The 25028-nt window shown below is 68.8% G+C and carries 36 protein-coding genes; 20 read left to right on the top strand and 16 right to left on the bottom strand.

Annotation, left to right across the window (positions count from 1 at the left end):
* Positions 1 to 2 precede the first annotated feature (2 nt).
* Complete coding sequence (locus tag ACWEBX_RS16965; protein WP_451885625.1) at positions 3 to 176, bottom strand: hypothetical protein; 174 nt, start codon at positions 174 to 176, stop codon at positions 3 to 5.
* An 88-nt stretch (positions 177 to 264) separates the two neighbouring features.
* On the opposite strand from ACWEBX_RS16965, the gene ACWEBX_RS16960 reads away from it, so the two are divergent.
* The 5 genes from ACWEBX_RS16960 to ACWEBX_RS16940 all read left to right on the top strand — a co-directional run bounded on the left by ACWEBX_RS16960 (position 265) and on the right by ACWEBX_RS16940 (position 4199).
* Positions 265 to 765, top strand: coding sequence for a hypothetical protein (locus ACWEBX_RS16960; RefSeq protein WP_451885624.1), 501 nt, complete (start codon positions 265 to 267; stop codon positions 763 to 765).
* A gap of 330 nt (positions 766 to 1095) precedes the next feature.
* Positions 1096 to 1257 carry a hypothetical protein gene (locus ACWEBX_RS16955; protein WP_451885623.1) on the top strand — a complete coding sequence of 54 codons (162 nt, stop codon included), beginning with the start codon at positions 1096 to 1098 and terminating at the stop codon, positions 1255 to 1257.
* An 11-nt stretch (positions 1258 to 1268) separates the two neighbouring features.
* A complete protein-coding gene (locus ACWEBX_RS16950; RefSeq protein ID WP_451885622.1) occupies positions 1269 to 1853 on the top strand; it encodes a hypothetical protein in 585 nt (194 codons plus the stop codon).
* 144 nt (positions 1854 to 1997) lie between these two features.
* A complete protein-coding gene (locus ACWEBX_RS16945; RefSeq protein ID WP_451885621.1) occupies positions 1998 to 2906 on the top strand; it encodes a hypothetical protein in 909 nt (302 codons plus the stop codon).
* A 408-nt stretch (positions 2907 to 3314) separates the two neighbouring features.
* Positions 3315 to 4199 (top strand): IS5 family transposase, encoded by an 885-nt coding sequence (locus ACWEBX_RS16940; protein ID WP_451885620.1) that lies wholly within the window; start codon positions 3315 to 3317, stop codon positions 4197 to 4199.
* A gap of 114 nt (positions 4200 to 4313) precedes the next feature.
* On the opposite strand, the gene ACWEBX_RS16935 is transcribed toward ACWEBX_RS16940, so the two are convergent.
* Both ACWEBX_RS16935 and ACWEBX_RS16930 read right to left on the bottom strand, forming a co-directional pair.
* Positions 4314 to 4763, bottom strand: a complete 450-nt coding sequence (locus ACWEBX_RS16935) for a hypothetical protein (protein WP_451885619.1) — start codon at positions 4761 to 4763, stop codon at positions 4314 to 4316.
* A 210-nt stretch (positions 4764 to 4973) separates the two neighbouring features.
* Positions 4974 to 5336, bottom strand: a complete 363-nt coding sequence (locus ACWEBX_RS16930) for a hypothetical protein (RefSeq protein ID WP_451885618.1) — start codon at positions 5334 to 5336, stop codon at positions 4974 to 4976.
* A gap of 242 nt (positions 5337 to 5578) precedes the next feature.
* Between ACWEBX_RS16930 and ACWEBX_RS16925 the strand changes: the two genes are divergently transcribed.
* A complete protein-coding gene (locus tag ACWEBX_RS16925) occupies positions 5579 to 5830 on the top strand; it encodes a hypothetical protein (RefSeq protein WP_451885617.1) in 252 nt (83 codons plus the stop codon).
* Positions 5831 to 6002: 172 nt separating this feature from the next.
* Here ACWEBX_RS16925 and ACWEBX_RS16920 read toward each other — a convergent pair whose 3' ends face one another.
* The 4 genes from ACWEBX_RS16920 to ACWEBX_RS16905 all read right to left on the bottom strand — a co-directional run bounded on the left by ACWEBX_RS16920 (position 6003) and on the right by ACWEBX_RS16905 (position 8531).
* Complete coding sequence (locus ACWEBX_RS16920) at positions 6003 to 6401, bottom strand: hypothetical protein (protein ID WP_451885616.1); 399 nt, start codon at positions 6399 to 6401, stop codon at positions 6003 to 6005.
* On the bottom strand, positions 6398 to 6862 hold the full coding sequence (locus ACWEBX_RS16915) for a hypothetical protein (RefSeq protein WP_451885615.1): 465 nt from the start codon (positions 6860 to 6862) through the stop codon (positions 6398 to 6400). Before ACWEBX_RS16915 ends, ACWEBX_RS16920 begins: the two co-directional genes overlap by 4 nt.
* A gap of 87 nt (positions 6863 to 6949) precedes the next feature.
* Positions 6950 to 7789, bottom strand: coding sequence for a helix-turn-helix domain-containing protein (locus tag ACWEBX_RS16910; RefSeq protein ID WP_451885614.1), 840 nt, complete (start codon positions 7787 to 7789; stop codon positions 6950 to 6952).
* 10 nt (positions 7790 to 7799) lie between these two features.
* The gene (locus tag ACWEBX_RS16905; protein ID WP_451885613.1) at positions 7800 to 8531 is read right to left on the bottom strand and encodes a DUF6879 family protein; all 732 of its coding nucleotides are present in this window, start codon (positions 8529 to 8531) and stop codon (positions 7800 to 7802) included.
* Positions 8532 to 8722: 191 nt separating this feature from the next.
* Here ACWEBX_RS16905 and ACWEBX_RS16900 point away from each other — a divergent pair, with 191 nt between their 5' ends.
* A complete protein-coding gene (locus tag ACWEBX_RS16900; protein ID WP_451885612.1) occupies positions 8723 to 9223 on the top strand; it encodes a hypothetical protein in 501 nt (166 codons plus the stop codon).
* 57 nt (positions 9224 to 9280) lie between these two features.
* Complete coding sequence (locus ACWEBX_RS16895) at positions 9281 to 9817, top strand: hypothetical protein (protein ID WP_451885611.1); 537 nt, start codon at positions 9281 to 9283, stop codon at positions 9815 to 9817.
* Between the two features lie 50 nt (positions 9818 to 9867).
* Here ACWEBX_RS16895 and ACWEBX_RS16890 read toward each other — a convergent pair whose 3' ends face one another.
* On the bottom strand, positions 9868 to 10059 hold the full coding sequence (locus tag ACWEBX_RS16890; protein WP_451885610.1) for a hypothetical protein: 192 nt from the start codon (positions 10057 to 10059) through the stop codon (positions 9868 to 9870).
* 78 nt (positions 10060 to 10137) lie between these two features.
* On the opposite strand from ACWEBX_RS16890, the gene ACWEBX_RS16885 reads away from it, so the two are divergent.
* Positions 10138 to 10872, top strand: a complete 735-nt coding sequence (locus ACWEBX_RS16885) for a hypothetical protein (protein WP_451885609.1) — start codon at positions 10138 to 10140, stop codon at positions 10870 to 10872.
* Between the two features lie 293 nt (positions 10873 to 11165).
* Here ACWEBX_RS16885 and ACWEBX_RS16880 read toward each other — a convergent pair whose 3' ends face one another.
* On the bottom strand, positions 11166 to 11354 hold the full coding sequence (locus ACWEBX_RS16880; protein ID WP_451885608.1) for a hypothetical protein: 189 nt from the start codon (positions 11352 to 11354) through the stop codon (positions 11166 to 11168).
* Positions 11351 to 11515 carry a hypothetical protein gene (locus ACWEBX_RS16875; RefSeq protein WP_451885607.1) on the bottom strand — a complete coding sequence of 55 codons (165 nt, stop codon included), beginning with the start codon at positions 11513 to 11515 and terminating at the stop codon, positions 11351 to 11353. The genes ACWEBX_RS16880 and ACWEBX_RS16875 overlap by 4 nt, the downstream gene beginning before the upstream one ends.
* Positions 11516 to 11881: 366 nt before the next feature.
* Here ACWEBX_RS16875 and ACWEBX_RS16870 point away from each other — a divergent pair, with 366 nt between their 5' ends.
* Positions 11882 to 12094 carry a hypothetical protein gene (locus tag ACWEBX_RS16870; RefSeq protein ID WP_451885606.1) on the top strand — a complete coding sequence of 71 codons (213 nt, stop codon included), beginning with the start codon at positions 11882 to 11884 and terminating at the stop codon, positions 12092 to 12094.
* A 15-nt stretch (positions 12095 to 12109) separates the two neighbouring features.
* Here the strand turns inward: ACWEBX_RS16870 and ACWEBX_RS16865 are convergent, their stop codons facing one another.
* The 5 genes from ACWEBX_RS16865 to ACWEBX_RS16845 all read right to left on the bottom strand — a co-directional run bounded on the left by ACWEBX_RS16865 (position 12110) and on the right by ACWEBX_RS16845 (position 15139).
* Entirely contained in the window at positions 12110 to 12481 is a 372-nt protein-coding gene (locus ACWEBX_RS16865) for a hypothetical protein (protein WP_451885605.1), read from the bottom strand.
* 213 nt (positions 12482 to 12694) lie between these two features.
* A complete protein-coding gene (locus tag ACWEBX_RS16860; RefSeq protein WP_451885604.1) occupies positions 12695 to 13180 on the bottom strand; it encodes a DUF2335 domain-containing protein in 486 nt (161 codons plus the stop codon).
* A gap of 26 nt (positions 13181 to 13206) precedes the next feature.
* Positions 13207 to 13611: a hypothetical protein gene (locus ACWEBX_RS16855; RefSeq protein WP_451885603.1), complete on the bottom strand. Its 405-nt coding sequence runs from the start codon at positions 13609 to 13611 to the stop codon at positions 13207 to 13209.
* A 430-nt stretch (positions 13612 to 14041) separates the two neighbouring features.
* Complete coding sequence (locus tag ACWEBX_RS16850; protein ID WP_451885602.1) at positions 14042 to 14266, bottom strand: hypothetical protein; 225 nt, start codon at positions 14264 to 14266, stop codon at positions 14042 to 14044.
* A 102-nt stretch (positions 14267 to 14368) separates the two neighbouring features.
* Positions 14369 to 15139 carry an FtsK/SpoIIIE domain-containing protein gene (locus ACWEBX_RS16845; protein WP_451885601.1) on the bottom strand — a complete coding sequence of 257 codons (771 nt, stop codon included), beginning with the start codon at positions 15137 to 15139 and terminating at the stop codon, positions 14369 to 14371.
* Positions 15140 to 15160: 21 nt separating this feature from the next.
* On the opposite strand from ACWEBX_RS16845, the gene ACWEBX_RS16840 reads away from it, so the two are divergent.
* The 3 genes from ACWEBX_RS16840 (at position 15161) to ACWEBX_RS16830 (ending at position 17746) form a co-directional block, all read left to right on the top strand.
* Positions 15161 to 15373, top strand: coding sequence for a hypothetical protein (locus ACWEBX_RS16840; protein WP_451885600.1), 213 nt, complete (start codon positions 15161 to 15163; stop codon positions 15371 to 15373).
* Positions 15374 to 15504: 131 nt separating this feature from the next.
* Positions 15505 to 16575 (top strand): ATP-dependent DNA ligase, encoded by a 1071-nt coding sequence (locus ACWEBX_RS16835; RefSeq protein WP_451885599.1) that lies wholly within the window; start codon positions 15505 to 15507, stop codon positions 16573 to 16575.
* Positions 16576 to 16762: 187 nt separating this feature from the next.
* Positions 16763 to 17746, top strand: a complete 984-nt coding sequence (locus ACWEBX_RS16830) for a DUF3048 domain-containing protein (protein ID WP_451885663.1) — start codon at positions 16763 to 16765, stop codon at positions 17744 to 17746.
* Between the two features lie 8 nt (positions 17747 to 17754).
* On the opposite strand, the gene ACWEBX_RS16825 is transcribed toward ACWEBX_RS16830, so the two are convergent.
* Entirely contained in the window at positions 17755 to 18219 is a 465-nt protein-coding gene (locus ACWEBX_RS16825; protein ID WP_451885598.1) for a MarR family winged helix-turn-helix transcriptional regulator, read from the bottom strand.
* A gap of 232 nt (positions 18220 to 18451) precedes the next feature.
* Here ACWEBX_RS16825 and ACWEBX_RS16820 point away from each other — a divergent pair, with 232 nt between their 5' ends.
* The 7 genes from ACWEBX_RS16820 to pcaDC are packed head-to-tail and all read left to right on the top strand — an operon-like array spanning position 18452 to position 24918.
* Positions 18452 to 19234 (top strand): CoA transferase subunit A, encoded by a 783-nt coding sequence (locus ACWEBX_RS16820; RefSeq protein ID WP_451885597.1) that lies wholly within the window; start codon positions 18452 to 18454, stop codon positions 19232 to 19234.
* Positions 19234 to 19881: a CoA transferase subunit B gene (locus tag ACWEBX_RS16815; RefSeq protein WP_451885596.1), complete on the top strand. Its 648-nt coding sequence runs from the start codon at positions 19234 to 19236 to the stop codon at positions 19879 to 19881. Before ACWEBX_RS16820 ends, ACWEBX_RS16815 begins: the two co-directional genes overlap by 1 nt.
* Positions 19878 to 21080 carry a thiolase family protein gene (locus ACWEBX_RS16810; protein ID WP_451885595.1) on the top strand — a complete coding sequence of 401 codons (1203 nt, stop codon included), beginning with the start codon at positions 19878 to 19880 and terminating at the stop codon, positions 21078 to 21080. Before ACWEBX_RS16815 ends, ACWEBX_RS16810 begins: the two co-directional genes overlap by 4 nt.
* A 10-nt stretch (positions 21081 to 21090) precedes the next feature.
* On the top strand, positions 21091 to 21861 hold the full coding sequence (gene pcaH / locus ACWEBX_RS16805; RefSeq protein ID WP_451885594.1) for a protocatechuate 3,4-dioxygenase subunit beta: 771 nt from the start codon (positions 21091 to 21093) through the stop codon (positions 21859 to 21861).
* Positions 21862 to 21863: 2 nt separating this feature from the next.
* On the top strand, positions 21864 to 22427 hold the full coding sequence (gene pcaG, locus ACWEBX_RS16800) for a protocatechuate 3,4-dioxygenase subunit alpha (protein ID WP_451885593.1): 564 nt from the start codon (positions 21864 to 21866) through the stop codon (positions 22425 to 22427).
* Entirely contained in the window at positions 22424 to 23773 is a 1350-nt protein-coding gene (pcaB, locus tag ACWEBX_RS16795; protein ID WP_451885592.1) for a 3-carboxy-cis,cis-muconate cycloisomerase, read from the top strand. Before pcaG ends, pcaB begins: the two co-directional genes overlap by 4 nt.
* Complete coding sequence (gene pcaDC / locus ACWEBX_RS16790; protein ID WP_451885591.1) at positions 23770 to 24918, top strand: bifunctional 3-oxoadipate enol-lactonase/4-carboxymuconolactone decarboxylase PcaDC; 1149 nt, start codon at positions 23770 to 23772, stop codon at positions 24916 to 24918. Before pcaB ends, pcaDC begins: the two co-directional genes overlap by 4 nt.
* Positions 24919 to 25028: the final 110 nt, after the last annotated feature.

The raw sequence follows: 25028 nt of genomic DNA, 5'->3' as shown, positions 1-25028 counted from the left end.
CTTCAAGCGAACACACCAAGGCCCCCGCGACGGACCCAGACGGCGAGCATGATGGTCACGCCCTCCCGGCCGGCAATCACCCCGTCCGCACGGTGCTGGAGGATGCCCTCGCCGTCGACCGTCCACCCTCGTGGAACGAACTGCACACGACGGCCGGTGCGCTCCTGCGGCGTCACGCCCCCGAGGGTCGGCAACTCGCCGCGGCCCTGCACGAGTACGACCGATCCCCCCGTTTCACGGGCCGTCGACCGGCAGACTCCATCCATGAGCGAATGGGGGGTCGCGCTGATCGCGGCCGGTTCAGCGGTGGCGGGTTCGATCGTCACAGGGTGGTACACGCGGAGCGCCGGGCTGCGGCAGGCCGAGGCCGCAAAGCACGCTGGGGAACGCCAGGCGGACGCGCTGTTGCACACGGTGCAGGCCACTCTCGACGAGCAGCGGCGTGCCCGCATCGACGAAAGGCGGCGACAGGTGTACATCGAATTTCTGGACGTAGCAGAAAGCATCGAGCGCGGAAATTTCTCCGACGTGTCACCTATCGTGCGGGCTTTGGCCGCCATCTCCCTTGAGGGACCAGAGTCAGTCCTCGAAGGGGTCGAGCAAGTCGTGGATTCGTTCAGTCAAGCTCACGAAGCCCGGGAGCGTAGCGACGGACAAGCGACCCAAGAAGCTAATGCGTACCACCACGCTCGGGATCGATTCCTGGAGATCGCAAAAAGGGTCCTTGATGGCGACGACCAGCCGGAACCCTCAAGCACACCTTGACCAAAGAATCCGATTCATACGAAATGCCGGAATCGCTATAGGCTTGAAAATCCGCGCCACACCATGTGGTCCTGCGCGCTCAAATCGAAAAGATTTTTAGGTAATTTCTCGGCAAAATAAATAGTTCCACAATCAGGGTTGACAAAGCGGGATTTCGCACTCAAGAACCCGCGTTCCCCATTAGAATAAAGAGAGGGGATCAAATATTCGGCCGCACCGAAAGGGAACGTAATGGCGACTCGACCCCACGGCATTCACGATATACGCGCCGCATACGAAGCCTCGGATCACGGCATGGCCCTCAGCGCGAGTCGAGCGCACATCCGTGCGATGACCAAGCATCAAGACGCCGCGCTCGCCGGTGACGCTGACGCCCGGCGCAGCATCCGCGAGGCGCAGGCCCTGTTCGCCACGGCAGCCCCGGAGTCTGCGCGGCAGCAGCACACGGACCGCGCGCGAGCCCGCGCAGCGGCCCGCCGATCCATTGCCTGAAGGAGCAGCACGTGATCACTGAGCAGGCCGAGGCCCGCGTCGCCGAGATGCGGGAGCGGGGCGCGCGTCTGCGCATGGCCAACCGGGACGAGACGGCAGATGCGATCCGGCTGAGGATGGGGCATCTCGCCGAGCTGAAGGAACGCAAGGCCGCACAGGACCAGGCCCTGAAGAACCGCAAGGCCGCCGAGCGCCCCCACGCGGCAGATGTGAAGGCCATGAGCGCCAAGCTGTCCAAGTCCGACGACGCCATCGTCAAGGCGATCCACGACGCAGCTCGCGAGCTGGGCGCACTGTTCCTGACAGTTCGTGGGCACAACGACGCCATCGGAGCAGTACATGCCCGACTCGCGGAGCTGGGGCTGCCCCTCGGTGACGAGACCGTCGACTGCTACGAGACCGGCCACGGCAGCGGCGGAACACTGCGGCTGAACGGCACGACGGGGACGCCGATCCCGCCGGACACCCTGACCATGTATGCCGTCTCTCAGGTCATGGCCGAGGCGTTCGGGCCGAAGCACCCGGAGGCCCGGGTGCGGGATGCCCGGATCCACAGCTTGCTGCGGGCATCGAACAGCCCGCTGAAAGCCGCCTGAAGTAGAGGAGCGGCCCCGAGGGACCGCTCCTCTCGCCTACCGGCCCAGAAGCCCGGCGGGTGCGGCAAGTCACTAGTTCACGCGAACCGGTCCCGCGTACGTAGGGCCGGCACTAGGCTTCCGGTCCTGATCAGGGGGTTAAGTATGAGCGGTGAGGCCGACGGCAGAATTGTAAGCTCGGGGACCATCGGGGTCGCGATGAGCGGAGACGTCTACCGTCAGGGCCACTACGTGGCCTTCCAGGGCAAGGACGATCGCAAAGCGGCATTCTTCGCAGCCGGGTCGATCGCCCTTGGTATCGCCGGAGTGGGAGCCATGCTTCTGTCCCTGGCAGCCGACAAGAATGGCGATGCAGACAGGGCTGTGTGGACAGCAGTCGCTGGTGTTGGAGCCACCTGCCTCATCCTTCTCCTCATCACTGTTCCTTGGCTGATCACGCGGCGCACGTACATGAAGAATCAGAACGCGCGTATCGCTGAGCAGTTGAAGACCCAGCAAGAGCTACGGCATGAAGCGCTGGAGAAGCTGAAGAAGACCACCGAGCTGGCTACTCTCATGGAACTCAACCAGGGCCAGATCGACACCTATCACCGGATCGTGACTGAACAGGCTGACAAATCGTTCAAGTCATCCCGGGTCGCGATGCACATCGGTTTGCTTCTGCTGGTGTGTGCCGCGTTCGCCGTGGCATTCGTTCCGCTCGATCAAGTCCGCTGGTTCATTGGTGCTCTCGCCGCATTCAGCACCGTCTTGTCCGGATACCTCACCAAGACGTATCTGTCGATGTACAAGGAGTCAATCGGCCAACTGAACCGATACTTCGACCAACCGGTCTTGAACAGCTTCTATCTGACCGCTGAACGACTGACGGCAGGACTCGACGCCGATCACGCCCAGGATGTGCGGTGTCAGATCATTAACGAGGTTCTTGCCACCAGCTCCCACAGAGGCAGGTCATCGGCCGAACGGAAAGACCCTAAGCCGAAAGCGGCACCGAAGCAGCGCCCTCCGAAGCAACGGACCAACTCCATGAACGGCACCTCGCAGCCATAGCCGGAGCGCTTGCTGCGATCAGCGGCTGCCGTCGTCGTACGTACGGACCAACGCGTTGTGGGCCCGGCGTCCGAGGCGCCCCCGGAGCCGGTGGCCACGGCACCGGGGGCAGGTGTGCGCCTTTCGGAAGCGCTCGATCTCCCCTCGGCCGGCACATCGGCGGCACGGCGCGAACGGCTTTACCGCACACAACACTGCGTAGCGGCCGAGCACGAGCAGGAACAGCAGGCAAGCAGTGACCATGGGGCGGGATTCCTCTCTCGGGCGGGAATGACGGCGTCCGGGGGTGCCGCTGCTAGACGCTAGGTCGCAGGTCAAGGGCAAGATCTGGTACTAGCGGGGGTGCTAGACCTAGGTCGTGTCCGATGGGTCGAGTGACGCTCCCGCTGGGCACTCGTCCCGTGGGACATGGGGCGGGGAGATCTTGCGGATGAAGAGTGGGCTCGACTGGAGCCGCACTTGCCAACGAATCACGGACGGGGTGGACGCTGGCAGTCCCACCGCCGTGTGATCAACGGGATTCTGTTCCGGCAGCGGACCGGCCTCCCCTGGCGGGACCTTCCTCCCTGCTTCGGTAGCTGGAAGACGGTTCACGATCGTCATCGCAGGTGGTCGGCGGACGGCACGTGGGAGAGGATTCTGCGGGCCGTCCAGGCCGACGTCGATGCCGAGGGCCGGATCGACTGGAGTGTGGTCAGCGTCGATTCCACGACCTGCCGCGCTCATCAGCACGCGGCCGGCGCCTCCACTCGCGCCCCGAAGAGCCCGGGTCGGCGCAAGAGTCCGGCGCGTCACCGTCCCGATGAGGGCCTGGGACGCTCGCGAGGCGGGCTCACGAGCAAGATCCACCTTGCTGGGGAAGGTGGGTGTCGCCCGCTCGGGTTTGTCATCACGCCCGGCCAGTGGGGGGACGCACCGCAGATGATTCCCGTCCTGGAGAAGATCCGTGTGCCCCGGCAGGCTGGTGGACGACCGCGCACTCGACCCGACCATGTCGGGGGAGACAAAGCGTACTCATCACGCCGTAATCGGCGTCACCTGCGCAGGCGCCAGATCAAGCACACGATCCCCGAGCCGAGAGACCAGCGGGCCAACCGCCGGCGCCGCGGCAGCCAAGGAGGCCGGCCCACAGGATTCGACAAGTCGATCTATCGCCGCCGCAACGAGGTCGAGCGGACCATCAACCGGCTCAAGAACTTCCGCGCCGTCGCCACGCGCTTCGACAAACGGGCGTACGTCTTCCATGGGACGGTCACTGTGGCTGCGATCCGCCTATGGCTCCGTACGCAGTGAAAACGCCTCGTTCACAGCTTGTCAGCACCTGGGTGGTGGGTACTGGTGGCGCAGTTCGCTGAGCACGCGGGCGTCGACAGCCCTGACGTCCCCAGATGAGCTGTCGAACTCGGTCTACCAGGGTGAGCGGGTGTCGCGGCGTGCTTCTGGGGTCTGCTCGGGCAGGGCCGTGCCTTGGTCGGTGCGTAGCAGCATGCCCGGGTCAGGTTCGAATTCCTCATTGGGCGGTGCCGGCTGGTGGAAACGCTCGGTGCGCGCAATGGTGATTTCCACCAGTCGGCCCTCGTGGAACATCCATAGCCCGAAGCAGTCGTCGTCCTGGTCACGGAGCAGAACTTGCACCGTATGCGGACACGGCCACGGCAGCGACTCCAGGTGCCTGAGCAGACCCTTGCGGGCACGCACTTTCTCCAACTCCAGGGCCCACCCGAACTCGTAGCCCCAGTGCCCCGCTATCGGGACGAAGCGACCTCGCCATGTGCGTTCCGGGTCCTCCTGGGTCAGCGGTTCCATCACCTCGTCCGACCCGCGGGCGAGCACGATGACCTCGGCGTCTCTACTCATGTCGGAGTATCACCGCATCCGCCTGATCCACCGCAACCAAATTCCTCAACCGGCCGACGCAGGAAAGGGTGAGCGGATTGGCGACGAGCACCTCAGCGCCGACGAGCCCGACCACAGTGCCTTCGGAGAAGGTCATCTGCGCCCAAACCACCGGCCCTGATCAGCTCGCACGACCCATCGGACAGTCCCTAGCCCCGGGCCGTGTCCTGCCTACTGACGCGCGCGCGGATCGTCCGCCGCCTCCAGCCCGTCGAGGAACGCGGCCATGAACTCGCGGTTCCCGCGAGAGGGGAACTCCTCATCCTTCAACCCCAGGCAGACCTTCGGCGTGCGCGGATCGTCCGCCCACTTCCCGGGGTCGATGTTCCAGTCGTCCCACCCGGGCGCAGCTTCGGAAACGGCGGCGCTGCACTGGCGCTCCGTCTCGGCCTGGCTGAGTGAGGGTGTCGCGGTGACGGTGACGCGGGCGGGCGTGGTGGGTTTCGCGTCGGCCTTGTCGTCGCCGGATGAGCAGCCGACGGTGGCGCCGGCGAGCAGCAGGCAGGCGAGCAGCATGGTGGTGGCGCGGCGCATGGTCCCCCCAGGACGTGCGTGTGATGGAGGTCGCATCATGCGCCGTATGAGCGACCGGTGTGGGGCCTGTGTCCGGGTTGTGACCCCGATCGGGTGATTTTCAATTCCGGCGCTGCCACCATTTCCACGCCGCTCGTGGCTCCACCTCGTTTGCCGCTCCTGGTGGGACCGTTGAGAGGGCGGGGCGAAATCCGTTTCGCTGATTCCTGGCGTTGCGGCGGACGGCGAACCAGTCTGTCCTCATGACCAACCTGAAGACCGCCCTGGAGGCGGACGACGTGTCGGGGCTCCTGCGCAGCGCCGACGAGTCCGGCATCACTGTTCACGCCTACGACGTCGAGGCCGGACGATTCCCCTTCCACTCCCGCGGCTACGACCACAAGATCGTCTATGACGTGCGGCCCGACCTCGACTTCCCGACGAGGGCCGTGAGCGGCAGGACGTGCCCGGACTGCGAGCGCGGCAGCCTGCTGGCGGACCACCCGAAGGCGTAGGGCATGGAGTGGCCCCGACCGGATCGGCGTCCGGCCGGGGCCTGGTCCCGCCCGCCCTCGCGTTGAGTCTGGGATGCCGAGGACGGCGAGCAGCCGTCACCGGTCTGCCCCCACGGGTCTCTGGGCAGGCCGGCCCCTACTCGCTGCCGACCACGCAGCCGGCAGCGAGAGTTCAGAGCCGCGTCCCCACCGCCAACGTGTTGTTGCCTGCGAGCCGCGCGATGGCGCGCAGCATGACCGCCAGGCGCCGCTCTCCGAGATCGGACACCGTGGCGAGCGACACGTGCCCGATGCCCAGCATCGATAGGGCGAGCCCCAGGAACGCGCGCTGCTCCTCGTCCAGGCCGAGGCCGTACACCCGTCCGGCCAGCCCCTCCCACCGGACCGCCGAGGGACTTGGCGTCTCCAGGCCGAGCGCGCGTTGCACGCTGCGGTGAGCGAGGATCGTCTCTTCCTCGACGAGGGCCTGCGCGGCTGCCAGCTCGCGGTCGGATGTCGCGGCGTCGATCAGCCGCTGCCCGCGGCTCTCGCGCAGGAAGCTGTCCGTGGTTGCTGCTGAGGTGAGAGTCATGCGCATGCCTCCGCGGGGAGTCGGGGCCCACCGCCGGGGCCGAGCGTGGCGCCGAGCAGGAGAGGGTCGTTGAGCCGGCCGCTCCCGTCGGGGCGTTCCAGCCAGACGCGGCCGCGGACCGGGTACAGGACGGGCGGGCAGCGGAGCACCCAGCCGCGGGGGTGGACGGTGACTGTGCGGACGTCGTCCAGTTCCTCGCCGAGGGTGTGTGGCAGGAGCCACCAGGCGAGGCCGTGGGTGACGTCGGACAGGACCGGACCGCGCTGGGGTGGGTCGATGCGCTTGAGGGCGTCCATCGTCCGCGTGAGCGTCGTTTCGGCGGCCATCCAGTGGCCTCCGGTGGGGAACGGTCCGAGTTCGTCGGCGTCCCACAGGGACCGTATTTCGGAGGGGATGTCGGCGCAGGAGAGGAGCCAGTCCTGTCCCGCCTGCCGTACATACGGGGCAGGTTGTAAGGCCATGACCAGCAAGGTAGGGGCCCGCGAGAATCAGAGCCCGGTCTGATTCGCGAATATTCGACCGGGCCCCCGAGCAATTCGCCGTGATGCTTACGGGCGGTCCGTGAACTGGCTCCGGGCCCGCGCGATCAGGCGCCGGGCATGGGTTCCGTACACCGCGGCCTGGTCGAGGGTGTCCCACACCCTCCGGTACAGAGCCACGCTGTCCGTGTCGTTCAGCCACAGCTCGGCATGCCAGTCCTCGACGATGGTCAGACGGTCGTCGTACAGCCAGAACGCGTTGGCCGGCGGCACTCCGACCTGAGCGCCGAAGGGCACGATGCCGAGGCGGACGGTGTCGAGGCCGATCACGGAGCCGAGGCGGTCCAGTTGCGCCGCGAGGATGTCCGGCGGGGCGACACCCGCGTGCAGGGCTGCCTCCCACATGAGGAGGTGGAAGGTGCGGCCCGGCTGGTAGAGCAGGTCTTGGCGCCGGACCCGGGCGCGGACCGCGTCCTCGATGTCACGCGGCGACTGATGGAGCTCGGCGTACCGGGTGAACACGGCGCGCGCGTAGTCCGGGGTCTGGAGCAGGCCGACGACCATGGCGCCCTGCCACGCCCGCAGCTCGGTAGACCGCTCGTACTCGATGGTCAGGACGTCCTGCACCGGGCGGTGTCCGGCCCGCAGTTGGCGGCGCCAGGACCGCGTGTGCGTCTCCAGGCCCTGGAGTCGGGCCGTGAGTTCCGGGGCTGCCTCCGGGGCGCCTGCGGCTTCTGCCCAGGAGGTGACGTCGTCGGCGGTGGCGGTCTGCCGTCCGGTCTCCAGCTTGGAAACCTTGGCCTGCGGCCACTGCAGCACGGCCGCCAGGTCCCGTTGGGTGCGCTGGCCGCGCAGCTCACGGAGCCGACGGCCGAGCGCCTCGCGGGCTTGCTGGAAGTCCGTGCTCACCCTTTGGAAGCTACCCGCTGAACTGGTCGTATGGCACGGCAAAGTGCCAAGCAGCCTCGCGAACCTGCGCATACCGGAGCACCTCGACGGGGTTCGTGATCAGCTCCACCTCGGTCATGACGTCGTCCTGATCGTGGTGGAGCAGGGCGACAACCCGGGCATCGAAGAGCCAGAAGTCCTCGCACGGGAGGCCGAGTTCCTCGGCACGGGAGCGAGTGAGAACACGGATCGTCTCGCCGACCTCGGTGTTGCGGCGGGCATTGTCGAGGAGGTACCGCTGCCCGACGGTGGGCGGCTCGTCGACGATCCGGGCCCGCTCGAACCGCTTCCCGAGCGCGGACTGCTGACGGCGGCCGGTGCACCACGGGTCGTCGAGGTCCCAGTCGACGCGGCCCTCGGCGAGGAACTGCGCGTAGGTGCCGGTGGTCTCGTCGGAGGCGTAGCGGCGCCGGGTCTCCAGCCTCCACGCGGAGTGCTTCAGCTTGGCGAACATGCTGGCGAAGTCCTCGAAGCTGATGAACTGCGGCACGTGCACGGGCTCCTTCGGTCCGAAGTTCGCGAGCAGTTCGCGGGGCACGGTCACCGCGGCCTCGCCTTCCGCGAGGTCGAGCTGCGCGAGGTCGGCCGGGTCGGTGACCGGGTCGCCCTGAACGACGTAGGTGTTGGTGCCGGGCTCGGTGTACAGGGTGGGGCATCCGTCGTTGCCGGAGTTCGTGCCGACTTTCCACAGGCGTCGGGTCATTGCCAGTCCCTTCGTCGGTCCGCTGATCTGCCGCGCACCGTAGTGCGGACACGTTCGCCCACAACAGGGCGCAACTCGCGCCCCTCCGTGATGCTCGGGTGACCTTGTGTCACGGAAGGGATACAACGCCCCCACACGTCGATGCGACAGAGCAGCATCCGTGTTCTGGCTCATCTGTCCTTGGGGGGACCATGCGTATCAGGCCTGCGGTTGCGACGACGGCAGTCGCGCTCGCACTCACGCTCACCGGCTGCGGTAGCACCAGCGCCACGCCTGAGCAGGCGACAACGACATCAGCATCGGCATCTGCGTCGGCCAGCGCCGATACAGCCACCAAGGTCCGCGCCTGGGCAGATGCCGGCGGCTTCGATTCCCTCGACACCCTCGCGAAGAGCCTGGGACAAGTGGAGAAGGACTCGGACCCGGTCGACCTGGAGGCGTTGCAGACCAGTTGTGCGCAGCTCACCGCGGATGTTGAAGGGGCCGCGGAAGAAGACCCGATCCCGGACAAGGAGTCGGCCGCGCGCTGGAAGCTGGCACTGGATCATCTGGGGAAGTCCGCATCGGCGTGCACGGTGGGCGCGAATAGCGAAGATCAGGCGTCGTTCGATCTGATGTCCGCTGAGATGGCCATCGGAACTAAGCATTTGGATGCCGTGGCGAAGCGGATCACCGAGATCAGTGAAGCGTAGCGGGCGCCTATCCAGCGCGTTCAGCCGACTGTCTGCGCCTGCTCGTAGGCTTCGGACATGAGCGCGATCAACTGGGGTGACGCCCCAACGTGGTTGGGGGCTGTGTTCGCGGCGGCGGCAGCTGCTGCTGCGGTGTGGACGTTGAAGAGTCAGCGGGACCAGATCGACGAGCAACGCACTTTCATCGCAGAGCAGTCGAGAACTCTTGAGTTGGAGCGGCAAGAGTTGATGGCTGCGGCTCAGGATCGTCGCGAAGCTCAGGCACGCAAGATCCATCTGGTGGCCCAAGACCCGGACTACATCCAGGTCGTCAATGGAAGCAACGACCCGATCACCGAAGTGCGCTGTGAGACACAGGGGATCCCAGCCTTCCACGCCCTTGACGTGGTGCCTGGCGAAGGAGTTGCGGCTGGCATCCTCGCCGAACTCATCCGCGGCACGAGCGACATGCACGTGGAACGGCTGGGCGTCGGTCGCGAGGCGTGGTTCCACGTGATGACCAACAAGCGCGGCATGGTCCACATCACCTTCAAGGACGCAGCCGGCAACGGGTGGATTCTCGACGATGCCGGGAGCCTGCTGGCTGCTCCCTAAACGGCTCCGCCAGGGTGACCGGAGCCGTTCGCGTGCAGGGGCGCAGCCCGTCAGAAAGCGGCGAAGCGTCCGCGCCCCGGTCCGCCGCGGTCGGGGTCCAACTCATTGGCTGCCCGGATCGCATCGTCCATCAGATGCCGCTCGTTGCTGGTCCCGACGGGGCTCACCCCGCTGTCTTCGAGGGCTTGGGCCAAGTCCCGCAGCAGGCGAGCGAGCCGCTTGGGGTCATCGGCGTACGACATGAACTTCTCCTTGAGGAAGGCACGGTCGGCTCTGCGGATACTGCCGCACTCAACACCGCCGCGTGGAACACTCCAGCCGTGAAATTCCTGCGTAACTACCGTCTCTTGACGACTGCTACGACTCTGACGACGATCACAGTCGGCACGGTCATTGTCCTCGGAGCCACTGTCGGCGGCTGGAAGCTGGGGCTGCACACCGACGACCGAGCGATCATCGTGAACACCGCGCTCGTGATCGACACCTGCATTCTGACCGCTGTCGCCGCGGTGCTGGCGCTGCTGGCCTACAGGGCAGCCACGGGTCTCCCCTCGCTGGATATCGCGATCACGTTCAATTTCAGCTACCCGAACGAGCCCGTCTTCGTGGCAGCGGCGATCGACGATGACGAGGTGAGCGACAGCGAGCAGCGCAGGATCGCCAGCTTCAAGCAAAGTTGGGCCACCGTGACGCTGACGAATTCGAGCGTCTACGCGGCGAAGAACCCGGGCGGGCGGATCCAGCTCGAGGGCCTCGGCGGCTTGGGGGAGCATCCGGGCTGGGAACAGATCGCTTTCGTCACGAGCGTCGGGGTGACACAGATCCAGTGGGACGGCGGTACCGACAGCATCGTCCACGGCCAGTGGTCCCGCACCCTGCCAGGCCTGGACTTGGGAGACGTCCGGGAACTGGCACCCGGGGCTACGGCACTCGTCGTAACGATCGTGGCTGACGGCATCACGCCGATCGTGAAAAGGCTCCCCGTCCGCATCCTGGGCGATGACGAGTACACCGTTTACACAGAGGAGCGGGCCCGGTGTTTTGAGCTGGCCTGAGCGCCCGGCGGGGGCCGCCGAGGCTCGCCATCTGGCGTTGCCAGCGTGCTCAACGGGTGCTGGCGTCGTGCGTCCGACGCCAGCCGTTGTGCACTCGCTAGCTGGGGGCTATTGGTCGACCCCGCCCCGGCAGGACTCCAGCTTCTTTGGAACTCGGAACGTCGACCAGAGCGCCTTGCCGCGGAGCTTGTGCTCCTCGGTGAACCGAGGGGCCTCAGCCACCTTGCGGGCGACGAGCTCGGCGCAGCCAGGGAACATGGCCTCGCAGTCAGCGAAGGAGAACGGGACGCCGCTCATATCTCATGAGTCGCGGGTGCCTGCCGTTCCGCGAAGCGGACCGAGGCGAACAAGGCCCTCAACTGCTCCCGGAGTTCGGGTCCCAGTGGCGGGGCGGCGGCCACGTTTTGGCGGGCTCGCTCAACGGCGGCCGGTCCGAGGCGGCGCTCGGCTTCCTCGCGGCCGAACAGAGGGCCGACGCTCACGATATCGTCCCTGGAGTGCTGGTGAAGATCCGGCGGAGGGCTTCGACCCACTCAACGGGCTCCGGGTCGGGGGCCGCGTCCACGCAGGCGTCGATGTAGTCGATGACGTCGTCGCCGAGGAGCGCCCGCCGGCGTGCGGCTGCGGCTTCGGCGGGGGTCATGTCTGGCTCCCCCGCTGCGCCGGGACCTCGGGATCGCTCCGCCAGGGTTGGTCCAGATCCGGCGGAGATACTCGACGAGTTCGTCGCTGGGGTCCGGGGCGAGTGCGACGCGGGCCTTGATCGCGGCGACGGTCTCGGGGCCGAGGATCGCGAGCCGCTCTTCGCGGGTCATCCGATGATTCCAGTCGGCGTCACATCGGGGCGGTCAGTGCAATGGATCTTCTTCACGCCGCGATCATCACTGTGGCTGACTCAGCCCCACTCGACCGACGCTAGAAGCCGCCCCGGCCGTCAGCATTCCCGCGTCGCCGCAGACGTCCGTCGCCCCCGAATGCCGAGAACGTCAGGACAGGCCATGCTGTGATCATGACCGGTAGACCCGTGGTGATCTACCCGCCCGACGAGGACGGCGGCCGACGTGTCCGGGTGGACGGGGTGATCCTCGGCCGGGCTTTCTCTGTGCGCGACGTCGCGGCGTTCATGCAGACCGCCGGGTTGCAGGACTGGGGGGAGATGGACGTCGTCCGGTCCGAGCTGATCGAGTGGCGCGGCGGCGGGCCCGAGGTCTGGAAGCACTGACCGACTGGAGGCGGGTCAGCAGTCGTTCCCCAGGGTGCCGTCGGTAGCGCCGGCGAAGCACTCCTCCAAACCGTCAGTCGAATCCTGCGGCGCACCTTGGCCGATCGTGTCGAGGATGGTCTGAGCAGATGCTCGCTCCTCGGCTCCGAAGCAGTCGGGGTTCTGCAAGATCACGTGGGCGTAGGTTCGCCCGTTGGTTCGATTCTTCGCCAGGTCCTGATCCGCATTGATGGCGTCGGCATACCGCCGGAGCAGGTCCCGGGGCTCCGTGCACTGGGACGCCGTGGAGCTGGCGTCAGGAGCCGTAAGGCGGCCGGCAGCAAAGCCACCGCCGGCGAGGGCTACGGCGGCGGCAGTCGCGCCGAGGATGCGAGCGGGGGAGAGCATGGGGCATCTTCGCCGTCACCGGACACCGGCGTCACGGGTTCGGCGCCAAGCGTTATGAGCTCGCCGCCCAACGCACAGGCGAAGCCGCTTTCCCCGGCAGCGCGGGCACGTCCGCGGCTTCCCGAACCGCTCGCCCTCGCCCGCCCCGCAGCCCCGTGCTGGTAGGGGCGGGCAACCCCTGCCCTTACATCCGCCGTCGCAGATGTGAAGTGCTCATTCGTCCTCTTCCGTCTCGTCGTCTTCCTCGTCGTCGTCGCTCGCCTCAAGCGCTTTGTCTTGACGCCGAGACGCGACCTGACCCGTCACGAAGACTCCGGCAACTCCCACAAAGTCCACAGCTGCCACAGCGACTGCCCACCCCGCTTCACCTAGGGATGCGAGGTAGGCGGCAAAAGCTGCCATCAGAAGCACCGCTACCAGACCGCAAAGCTGCCCAGTACGTGCCAGGAAGTACGGCTGCCGGACCACCCACGTATTGATCTCGTGTCGGTGCTGCTGCTCCACCTCGGTCATGTGGACGATCCGGTCAGCGAGGCCCGGCAGCGCACTCTCATAGGCTAGAAGCTCAGAAGGATCAGGAAGTGGGCCGGACCGGAATTCGCGCCTGATCTCTCTGTGGATCTCCTCGATAGCTTCCGTCGAGGCTTCCGTAAGCTCCTCGATGGCGCCTTCTACGACTTCCCCGACGGAACCCGCCAACTCCATCTCCCCGGCGGTTGGCCCTCCTACGGAGCTGGGTCGATCCGATCGCGCGTGACCACCTTGCGAAAATCCACCTTCTGCATCTTCCGGCCGACCAGCACGCGGCGACCCACTTGAGCCTTCTGCCTGGCCTTCACCCGCCGCAGCACCTCGACCACCGCCTGCTCGGATTTCTCTGTCACTCGAGGACTCTGACGAGTCACCGTCAGGATGATCCGATCGTCCGCCATCACCTTGCGAAGGTCCCTGCCCACCGCCAGCCAATCGTGCTCCTGACCCATCCGAACAGAGCCGACCTGCACCCTGCTCATCGCCGTATAGGTTCCGAGCCCGGCGACGTCACACGTCGACCCCAGGCCCAGAAGGAACGACGACAGACGCGTCCGGCTGCGCGGCTTCGTGATCCGAGACGCCAACGTCGTCTTCATCGCTCTACTCCCATGTGTGCTCGTGACTGGACGGCTCCCTCCACGGTAGCGAACGCCGATGTGAGGCGCGGCCCTCCAGGCACTCCAAGAATCAAGATAGGAAGTCGTGACATAAGGCGCACTTCCTGCCAGGGCGACTGAGCCATCTGACTCCCCACCTTCATCACAGTGGGTCACAAGGGCCTCAGGGCGTCGTAGCTGTAGCTCCGGGTTCCCGGATCGCCCGCTCAACCTCGTCCGCCCCGCGGCACTGGACGCCCTGAGCGGCCTGGAACGGCACTGGCCCATACCCCCCTCTAGGGCCGCTACCTCGCAGGCCAGGAGCCACTACACCCCTCTATATGCCGGTAGCGGCCCCCCTCTAGATCCACAGGTGTGGATAGCGGGGGCCGCCGTCGTATTCCGGGGGTGGTTGTAGAGGGGGTGGGGTCTACCGGGCGTTCAGGAACTCCGGGGGAACGGCCGCCTCCAGGTCCTCGCGTCGGTAGCCAGCGAGGTTCTTTCCGCCAATGTTGACCTGCTTCGTGGTCCGCCTCACCCCGGCCGCCTCCAGCTCGCGGGCCAGGCGCTCGGCATCCCAGTCGCCGTACTCCTCGTCGAGGTTCTCCAGCCGATGCAGCAGATCCACGGTGTGCATCCGGGCGGTGTGCCGCATCACCGTGAGGCAGTCCGACAGGGCCGGGGCGATGACGTATCCGGCCTGGTCGGCTGCTGCCGTGACGTCCGCGACGGCCTCGCCGGTGAGCTGCCCCGCCTTCTACCGCAGGACGCGGCCGCGCTGGCACAGCTCGGCGAACGCCGGGCCGTCGAGGAAGTCGGCCCGCACGGTGACGAACGACGCCGGGCCGGTAACCAGGACGCCCGTACCGCGGTGGTCCTCGGACAGGACCGAGGCGTCGGCGCCCTGGGCGGCCTTGCCCTTGCCCAAAACCATGTCTGAGCTGGTCTGGTCGACGACCTGTGTGCAGTACCGGAGAGTAATGATCTCCCGCAGCTTCGTCGGCACGGACTCGGCGTCCGGGCGCTGCGAGGCGAAGTTCGAGACGAACCCTGCGGCCGGCCCGCGCCGGGCGATGCGGCACAGGTTGTTGATGACCTGATCGCGGTCGTCTTTGTCCATTGGGGTGAAGTACTCCTGGAGTTCGTCGATGGTGACGAAGATGATTGGGAGGTTGTACTTCTCGACGATGGCCGGGGTCAGCTTGCCCTCGGGGCACACGGAGACGGGCAGGCCGCGGAGCAGCACGAACCGGCGCTCCATCTCGGCGAGCAGCTCCTTCAGCATCGCCTTCAGTGCCTCGACGGCGTCGTCCTCCGCGCCCATGACCAGCCGGTGGGCGACCGCCCGGGCGGGCATCCAGTCGGCGCCGCCCTTCCCGTCCGCAATGTAGTGCCGGACGTAGGGGTCGAGGAGTCCGGCCGCGGTCATCAGGCGCTGCGTGAACGTCTTGCCGCGGCGGGGCAGGCCGCCGAAGAACAGGGACTGCCACATGAGGCAGAGCAGTCCGCCGCAGCGCCGAAGCGGCACACGACACCCCGTCCGATCCGGGTGCCGGATCCGCTGTGGCAGGCATACGGGCGGGTGTGCGAGCAGCTCGGGACGGATCGCACGAACGACGTCCTCGACCACATGAGGGCCCGCGTCCTGGAGCACGGCACCGACGAGGACAAGGCCGACCTTGAGAAGGCCGACAAGGAACTCGCGGAGCGCCGGTCCCGCAAGGGCGGCCGACCGAAGCAGGACCCGACCGCCGGCGCCTGACGACCGCGACGCCGTCTCACACTCGTCTCACAGCCCGGCCGCGAAGCGGCGGTAAAACCGCAGGACAGCCGGACGCTGTCGGACGGAAGACGCGACAGGCGGACACCATGGACGGCTCTTAGAGTCGAAGTATGGATCTGCCGGTGATGCCCCCCGTGAAGCCGATGCTCGCCAAGTCCGTGGCGAAGATCCCGCCGGACATGCACTACGAGGCGAAGTGGGACGGTTTCCGGGCCATCGTGTTCCGCGACGGGGACGAGACGGAGATCGGCAGCCGCACCGGGAAGCCGCTGACCAGGTATTTTCCGGAGCTTGTCGAGGCATTGCGGGAGCGCTTGCCGGAGCGCTGTGTGATGGACGGGGAGATCGTGATCGCCAGGGACGGGCGGCTCGACTTCGACGCGCTCACGGAGCGGATCCACCCGGCGGACTCCCGGGTGCGGATGCTGGCCGAGAAGACTCCCGCCTCCTTCGTGGCCTTCGACCTGCTGGCCCTGGCCGACGCCTCCCTGCTGGACGTGCCGCTGACCGACCGGCGCGCGCTGCTGATCAAGGCGCTGTCCGAGGTGACGGCACCGGTGCATCTGGCGCCCGCGACCACGGACCGCGAGGTGGCGCAGCAATGGTTCGAGCAGTACGAGGGAGCGGGGCTCGACGGAGTCATGGCGAAGCCGCTCACGCTGCCGTATCTGCGGGACGAGCGGGCCATGTACAAGATCAAGCACGAGCGGACGGCGGATGTCGTCGTGGCCGGCTACCGCTTCCACAAGAGCGGGCCGGTCGTCGGGTCGCTGCTGCTGGGGCTGTACGACACCGGCGGCACGCTCCAGCACGTGGGCGTGAGCGCCGCGTTCACGATGAAGCGGCGGGCGGAACTGGTGGAGGAACTGGAGCCCCTGCGGCTCGAGGACGCGGCGGAGCATCCCTGGGCGGCCTGGGCGCAGGAGTCGGCGCACGAGAGCGCCCGGCTGCCCGGCGCGCCCAGCAGATGGTCGGCGAAGAAGGACCTGTCCTGGATTCCGGTCCGGCCCGAGCGGGTGGCCGAGGTGGCGTACGACCACATGGAGAACGGCGTACGGTTCCGCCACACGGCCCGCTTCCGCCGATGGCGTCCCGACCGCACCGCCGAGAGCTGTACGTACGGACAACTGGAGGAGCCGGTCGGCTACGACCTGGCGGAGATCCTGGGGCCGCGGAGCTGAGACACCCGGGCAGAGCCGGATCACCGGCACGGAATCGTCGCCTCCGCGACCCCCTTCGACCCTGCACGGATCGTCCCGCTGAGCCGATCAGCTCAGTCGCCGCGCGCAATCAGAAACGATCGGGTTCGGCCACCGATGAACTGATGAACGCATAAATCGATGGCACGGGACAGGTGGCACGGTGGGCATGCGAGAGATGGTGCGGACGCGGCGGGGCGCGTGGACGGCGGCACTGCTGGCCGTCACGGTGACGGGCTCCCTGATGTCGGGCTGCACTTCGGGGGGCGGAGCCACCGACGACAGCCGGTCGCCGAGTCAGAGCCAGAGCCCGAGCGAGAGCGGGACCGGCACGGTGAAGGCGGGACCGGTGCTCGCGGTGAAGATAGACAACGCGCCCGACGCCCGCCCCCAGACAGGGCTCGACGCGGCGGACGTGGTCTACGCGGAGCAGGTCGAGGGCGGTCTGAGCCGGCTGATGGCGGTCTTCGCGAGCACCCTGCCCGATGCCGTCGGGCCCGTACGCAGTGCCCGCGAGTCGGATCTCGAACTGCTGAGACAGTTCCACGACCCGACGCTCGCCTTCTCCGGAGCCCAGCACAAGCTGCTGCCGCTGATCGACGACGCCCCGCTGGATCCCGAGCCGGCCGGGAGGGTGCCCGACGCCTGGTACCGGGGTGCGGGCAAGGCCGCTCCGCACAATCTGTATCTGCGTCCGCGGCGGCTGATGGACTCCGTGCCTGGCGACGCGGCGCTGACCACGGGCTTCCACTTCGGTGCGGCACCCTCGGGCGGCACTCCGGAGACCTCGCGCACGGTCCGCTTCCCGTCGGCCCGCTTCACCTTCACCTGGTCCGCCGAACGGGGGCGCTGGCTGGTGGCCATGGACGGCACCCCGACGGTGACGACCGACGGCAAAACGGTGGCTCCGGCGACCGTGGTCATCCAGTACGTGAAGGTGCGTACGTCGAAGTACCACGACTTCCTCGGCAACAACACGCCGTTCACGGAGTCGGTGGGCTCGGGCACGGCCCAGGTGCTGCGCGACGGCCGCGCCTTCGACGCGAACTGGACGCGCCCCGCGGCGACCGACGGCACCCGGTTCACCACCCCGGACGGCGCGCCGATGAACTTCGCGCCGGGCCAGGTGTGGGTGGTCCTGGCCAAGGCGTGAGCGGCGCCTCAGTGCTGTGCGCGAAGGGGCTCCGCGGGGTTGCGGAGCCCCTCGGCGGCGTCCGAGACACGCTGGATGAGGTCGAAGAAGAGGCCCTGTTCCTCGGCGGAGAGCGGGGCCAGGAACACCTGGTTCATGCGCGCGGTGCGCACGGTCAGTTTGCGGTGGACGCGCAGCCCGTCGTCCGTGAGGCGGAGCAGGTAGCGCCGCCCGTCCTCGGGGTCGCGCACCTTGTCCAGCAGCGCGCGGCGCCCGAGCCGGCTGATGACCTCGGCGATCGTGGACCGGTCGAGCCCCACCCGCTCCCCCACCGTGCGCTGGTCGAGGCCGGGCTCGGCGACGAGCGCGTTCAGGACCGCGAACTGGGGCGAGGTGATCTCCTCGGAGACCATCGTGTTCCACAGCAGGTAGTGCGCCTGCTGGAGTCTCCGGGCCAGGTGGCCCGGATGGGTGGAGAGGTCCACAGCGGCCATGTGCGCTCCTGACGTCATCGCTGCCGAATTCGTTTGTGCACTGAACGATACCCGCCCTCCTCGGCGGCTGTCCCACCTCCGTCGGCCATGCTGCCGCCGCGCATTCTGTCGCCTGTACGGAGTCTTGACGGACCGATGTCCGGATGGCAGCGTGTCGAACGCCTCGAAGAATTAATCAGTGCCCTGATTAATTTGGGGCGCCGGAACAGCCGGAAGAGATGAGGCCTCGCGGATGGACAAGGTGGTCGCCACGGCCCTGGAGGCGGTGGCCGATGTACCGGACGGCGCGACCCTGGCGGTCGGCGGATTCGGCCTCAGCGGCGTACCGAACGTGCTGATCGCGGCTCTCCACGAGCGCGGCGTCCAGGGGCTCGGGGTCGTCTCCAACAACTGCGGGGCCATGGACTCCGGGCTCGCGACCCTGCTCGCCGCCGGACGCGTCGCCCGCGTCACCGGCTCGTACATCGGCGCGAACAAGGAGTTCGCCCGGCAGTACCTGGCCGGTGAGCTGGAGGTCGAGATGATCCCTCAGGGCACACTGGCCGAACGGCTGCGCGCCGGCGGCGCCGGGATCCCCGCCTTCTACACGCCCGCCGGGGTCGGCACCCAGGTCGCCGAGGGCGGGCTGCCATGGCGGTACGACGGCCAGGGCGGGGTCACGCTGGCCTCCCCGCCGAAGGAGGTACGCGAGTTCGACGGCACCGAGTACGTGCTGGAGCACGGCATCCGCACCGACTTCGCACTGGTACGGGCCGCGAGGGGCGACCGGCACGGCAACCTCGTCTTCAACAAGTCCTCTAGGAACTTCAACCCGCTCGCCGCGATGGCCGGCCGGGTGACGATCGCCGAGGTCGAGGAGCTCGTGGAGCCGGGCGGGATCGACCCGGACGCCGTGCATCTGCCCGGCATCTTCGTACAGCGCGTCGTGGCCCTGACCCCCGAGCAGGCGAACGCCAAGATGATCGAGAAGCGGACGGTCTCGGCGTCCGCGGCGAACGGAACGGTGGGCGAGTGATGGCCTGGAGCAGGGAAGAGATGGCCGCGCGCGCCGCGCGGGAGCTGACGGACGGCCAGTACGTGAACCTCGGCATCGGCCTGCCGACCCTGATCCCCAATCACCTCCCCCCGGGCGTGGAGGTGATCCTGGAGTCGGAGAACGGCATTCTCGGCACCGGCCCGTACCCGGCCGAGGACCAGGTCGACCCCGATCTCATCAACGCCGGCAAGGAGACCGTCACGGTCCTGCCGGGTGCCTCCTACTTCGACTCCGCACTGTCCTTCGGGATGATCCGCGGCGGGCACATCGACGTCGCGGTGCTGGGCGCGATGCAGGTGTCGGCCGGCGGCGACCTCGCCAACTGGGCCGTCCCCGGCAAGATGATCACCGGCATCGGCGGGGCGATGGACCTCGTCCACGGGGCCCGTACGGTCATCGTGGTGATGACGCACACGGCCAAGGACGGCTCGCCCAAGATCCTCGGGGAGTGCGAGCTGCCGCTCACCGGGAAGGCCTGTGTGAACCGGATCATCACCGACCTGGGCGTCCTCGACGTCACTGACGAGGGCCTGCTCCTGGTGGAGACCGCCCCGGGCGTCACGGCCGCGGAGGTCGTGGCCAGGACCGCCGCCGAGGTCCGTGTCGCGGAAGGGATCCGGCTGTGAAGGACGTCTACATCGTCGATGCCGTACGGACGCCGATCGGCAGGTACGGCGGTTCGCTCGCCGCCGTCCGACCGGACGATCTCGCGGCCCACGCCGTCCGCGAACTCCTCGCCCGCACCCCGGACCTGGACCCGGCGCGGATCGAGGACGTGTACTTCGGCAACGCCAACGGCGCCGGCGAGGAGAACCGGAACGTGGGCCGGATGGCCGCCCTCCTGGCCGGGCTGCCCACCTCCGTGCCGGGCGTGACCGTCAACCGGCTGTGCGCCTCCGGGCTCGAAGCCGTCATCCAGGCCGCCCGCGCCATCGCGCTCGGCGACGCCTCGATCGTCCTGGCCGGCGGCGTCGAGTCGATGACCCGCGCGCCCTACGTCCTGCCCAAGAGCGAGAAGCCGTTCCCCGCCGGGCACACCGAGCTGTACTCCACGACGCTCGGCTGGCGCATGGTCAATCCGGGGATGGACCCGCGGTGGACCATCCCGCTCGGTGAGTCCGCCGAACTCATCGCCGACAAGCACACGATCACCCGTGAGCAGCAGGACGAGTTCGCCCTCGCCAGCCACCGGAAGGCGGCCCGGGCCCAGGAGGAAGGCCTGTTCGACGCCGAGATCGCCCCGCTGTCCCTGCCCCGGCGCAAGGGCGGTCCGGTCGTGTTCGACGCCGACGAATGCGTACGCGCCGACGCGTCCCTCGACGCCATGGCCCGGCTGAAGCCGTCCTTCCGCACCGAGGCGGGCACGGTCACCGCGGCCAACGCCTCGCCGCTCAACGACGGTGCCGCCGCCCTGCTGCTGACCGACGCGGAGGGCCTGCGGGTCACCGGCCGCGAACCTCTCGCCCGGGTGTCCGCGACCGGTGTGTCCGCGATCGACCCCCGGTACTTCGGACTCGCCCCCGTCGAAGCCGTGAACCGCGCTCTGGCCAAGGCGAGCAAGGGATTTGACAACCTGTCGACACTGGAGCTGAACGAGGCCTTCGCCGCCCAGGTGCTCGGCTGCCTCGCCGAATGGCCCGAGTTCGAACCCGCGATCCTCAACCCGCGCGGTGGCGCCATCGCCCTCGGCCACCCCCTGGGCGCCTCCGGCGCCCGGCTCGCCGGAACCGTCGCCCACCAACTCGCCCGCAAGGGCAGCGGAGTCGGTGTCGCCACCCTCTGTATCGGCGTGGGCCAGGGCCTCGCCCTCGTCCTCGAACGCTAGGAACTCGACCATGGCTCTCACCCAGTCGGACATCGACGCCGAGATCAAGGATCACCAGGACGCGTACGACAAGGCGGTGGCCGGCGGAGCGCCCGTGCGGCACCACCCCGCACGCGACTATCCCCCGTACCGCAGCTCACGGCTCCGCCACCCGAAGCAGCCGCTGGTCGCGGTGAGCGGCGACGACCCCGAGACCGTCGAGCTGTCCGGTCCCGTCTTCGGCGTCACCGACATCACCGGGATCGACAACGACCTCACCCTGCAGCACCGGGGCGAGCCGATCGGCGAGCGGATCACCGTCGCGGGCCGGCTGCTCGACCGCGAGGGCCGGCCGGTGCGCGGCCAGCTCGTCGAGATCTGGCAGGCCAACGCCGCGGGGCGGTACGCCCATCTGCGCGAGCAGCACCCGGCCCCGCTCGACCCCAACTTCACCGGCGTAGGGCGGACCCTGACGGACAATCAGGGACGGTACACCTTCACCACGGTCAAGCCGGGAGCGTACCCCTGGGGCAATCACACCAACGCCTGGCGGCCCGCGCACATCCACTTCTCGGTCTTCGGCACCGCGTTCACCCAGCGGCTGGTGACCCAGATGTACTTCCCGAGCGACCCGCTGTTCCCGTACGACCCGATCCTGCGGTCCGTGACGGACCGGGCGGCCCGCGACCGGCTGATCGCCACGTACGACCACGATCTCTCGCGGCCCGAGTTCTCGATGGGCTACACGTGGGACATAGTCCTCGACGGTCCCTCCGCCACCTGGATCGAGGAAGGCCGATGAACATGACCGAGCGACCGCTCCCCACTCCCGCCCACACCATCGGTCCCTTCTACGGCCACGCACTGCCGTTCCCGGGCGGCGGCGACATCGCGCCCCCGGGCCACCCCGACAGCATCACCCTGCACGGCCACGTGCTCGACGGGGCGGGCGCGCCGGTCCCCGACGCCCTGCTCGACTTCTGGCAGGCCGCGCCCGACGGTTCGCTCACCGGCGCCCCCGGCTCGCTGCGCCGCGACCCGTCCACGGGCGGGTTCCTCGGCCGCAACGGCATCGGCTTCACCGGCTTCGGCCGGGTCGCCACCGACACCGACGGCCGCTACGCGCTGCACACCCTGCCCCCGGGGAACACCGGGCTGCCGTACATCGGCGTGTGCGTCTTCGCGCGCGGCCTGACCCACCACCTGTTCACCCGCGCCTATCTGGCCGACGGCACGGATCCGCTGCTCGACGCGCTGCCGGACGAGCGGCGCGCCACGCTGATCGCGGCCGAGGGCGCGCCGCGGACGTACCGCTTCGACATCCGCCTCCAGGGCGAAGGCGAGACGGTCTTCCTGGAGTTCCGGTGACGGGCACCGACCCCCTCGCGTCCGACATCGGCCTGCTCGCTCCCGGCCGGGTGGGCTCTCCGGCGTCGGCCGCGACCAGCGACACCGCCTATCTGCGGGCCCTGCTCGACGCGGAGGCCGCCCTGACCCGGGCCCAGGCGTCCCTGGGTCTGGCCCCGGCCGAGGCCGCGACGGCGGTGACCCGCGCGGCCGCCACCGCGGACTTCGACCTCACGTCGATCGCGCTGCGCGCCCGGGGCGGCGGCAACCCGGTGATCCCTCTGGTCACGGACCTGACGGCCGCCGTCGCCGCCGAGTTCGGCCCGTACGTCCACCGGGGCGCGACGAGCCAGGACATCCTGGACTCGGCCACCATGCTCGTCGCGGCCCGCACCCTTGACCTGGTCCTGGACGACCTGGAACGGACCGGGCACCACCTCGCGCGGCTCGCGGCGCGGCACCGGGACACCGTCCTGCCCGGCCGCACGCTCACCCAGCACGCGGTGCCGACGACCTTCGGGCTGAAGGCGGCGGGGTGGCGGTCCCTGGTGCTCGACGCCCGGGACCGGCTGCGCGCCGTACGGGTCTCCCTGCCCGCCCAACTGGGCGGCGCGGCCGGCACCTTGGCCGCCTTCACCGCCTTCGGTACGCAGGACACCGGGGCCCTGACCGCCGCGTACGCCCGCGAACTCGGCCTCGCCGAAACGGTGTTGCCCTGGCATACCCTGCGCACACCCATCGCGGACCTGGCCGGAGCCCTGGCGTTCACGGCCGGCGCGCTCGGCAAGACGGCCGTGGACGTGCTCACCCTCTCGCGCACGGAGATCGCCGAGCTGGCCGAGGGATCCGGCGGCGGCTCGTCCGCGATGCCGCACAAGGCGAACCCGGTGCGGGCCACCCTCGTGGCCTCCGCCGCCCGGCGTGCTCCGCTGCTCGCGGCCACCCTGTACGGCACACTGACGGCCGAGGACGAACGGCCGGCCGGGGCCTGGCACGCCGAGTGGGAACCCCTGCGCGATCTGCTCCGGCTGACCAGCGGGGCGGCCCGCGACACGGCCGAACTGACCGAGAACCTACGGGTCGACGCGGACGCCATGCGTGAACACCTGGGCCTGACCCACGGGTTAATCGTCTCCGAACGGCTGGCCGCCGAACTCGCCCCGGTTCTCGGCCGGGCGCGCGCCAGGGAACTGCTGACGCGAGCCGCCGATCGGGCCGCCGGTGAACGGCGGCCCCTCGCGGACGTGCTCGGCGAGGAACCCGCCCTGCGGGACCACCCGGGTGTCGACCTCGCCGACCTGACCGACCCGACCCGCTACACGGGCTCCGCCGGAGTCCTCACCGACCGTGCTCTGGAGCGACGTTGACCGCGACCCTGCTCACCCACCGCGCCGAGGGATCCCCGGCCACTCCCCCGCTCCTCCTCGGGCCCTCGCTCGGGACGTCCTACGCCCTGTGGGACAAGATCGCGCCCGAACTGTCCGCGGCCCACCGGGTGGTGCGCTGGAACCTGCCCGGGCACGGCGGCGCACCCTCCAATCCGATCGGCCCGGGCGCGACGGTCGCCGACCTGGCCGGGCTCGTGCTGGAACTGGCCGACTCCCTGGACATCGGGCGCTTCGCGTACGCCGGTGTGTCGCTGGGCGGAGCAGTGGGCCTGCATCTGGCGGTCCACCACCCCGAACGGCTCTCATCGCTCGCGGTCATCTGCTCCTCGGCCCACTTCAACGGGCCGAAGCCATGGGAGGAACGGGCCGAACTAGTGCGCCGCGAGGGCCTCGGGCCCGTCGCGGCGACCGCCGACGCCCGCTGGTTCACCGCCGGATTCACCGTTCCGGAACTGGTCCAGGACCACCGCGACGCCGACCCGGCGGCGTACGCCGCCTGTTGCGACGCCCTCGCCGCGTACGACCTCCGCGAGGAGCTGGCGTCGATCACCGTACCGACGCTGCTGATCGCGGGGCGCGAGGATCCCGCGACGCCGCCCGCGCACCTGCGGGAGATCGCGGACGCGGTGCCGGGTGCGGCACTCGTGGAGATCCCGGGCGCCTCCCATCTGGCGCCCGCCCAGTGCCCAGAGGCCGTGCTGACGGCGCTGCGCGCGCACTTCTCGGCGGAGGGCGCCCGGCGCGGCATGGAGGTACGCCGTCAGGTCCTCGGCGACGAGCACGTGGACCGGGCGCAGGCCCGCCAGACCCCGTTCACGGCCCGGTTCCAGGACTTCATCTCGCGCTACGCCTGGGGCGAGATCTGGACCGACACGACGCTGAGCCGCCGCGAGCGCAGCATGATCACGCTGACCGCGCTGGTGGCCCACGGCCACCACGACGAGCTGGCGATGCATGTCCGCGCGGCACGGCGCAACGGCCTCACGCCCGAGGAGATCGGAGCGGTGCTCCTGCAGACGGCGGTCTACTGCGGTGTCCCGGCCGCCAATGCGGCCTTCGCGGTGGCCCAGCGGGTACTGGCGGAGGACGACGGCTCCCCTACGGGCTCCTCTGAGTCAACTTGACCCGGTCCTGAAGGTCCGGGCTTGGAGGTAGTGCCCAGTTGGCTGCTGGGGTGGACTCCTCCGTTCAGACACCCCTATGGGGTGGCAGGGACGCGTGACTCACGCCCCGC

Source organism: Streptomyces sp. NPDC005070, assembly GCF_053600395.1.
The sequence above is the reverse complement of the archived record's forward strand: the minus strand, read 5'-3'. Positions and strand labels throughout refer to the sequence as shown.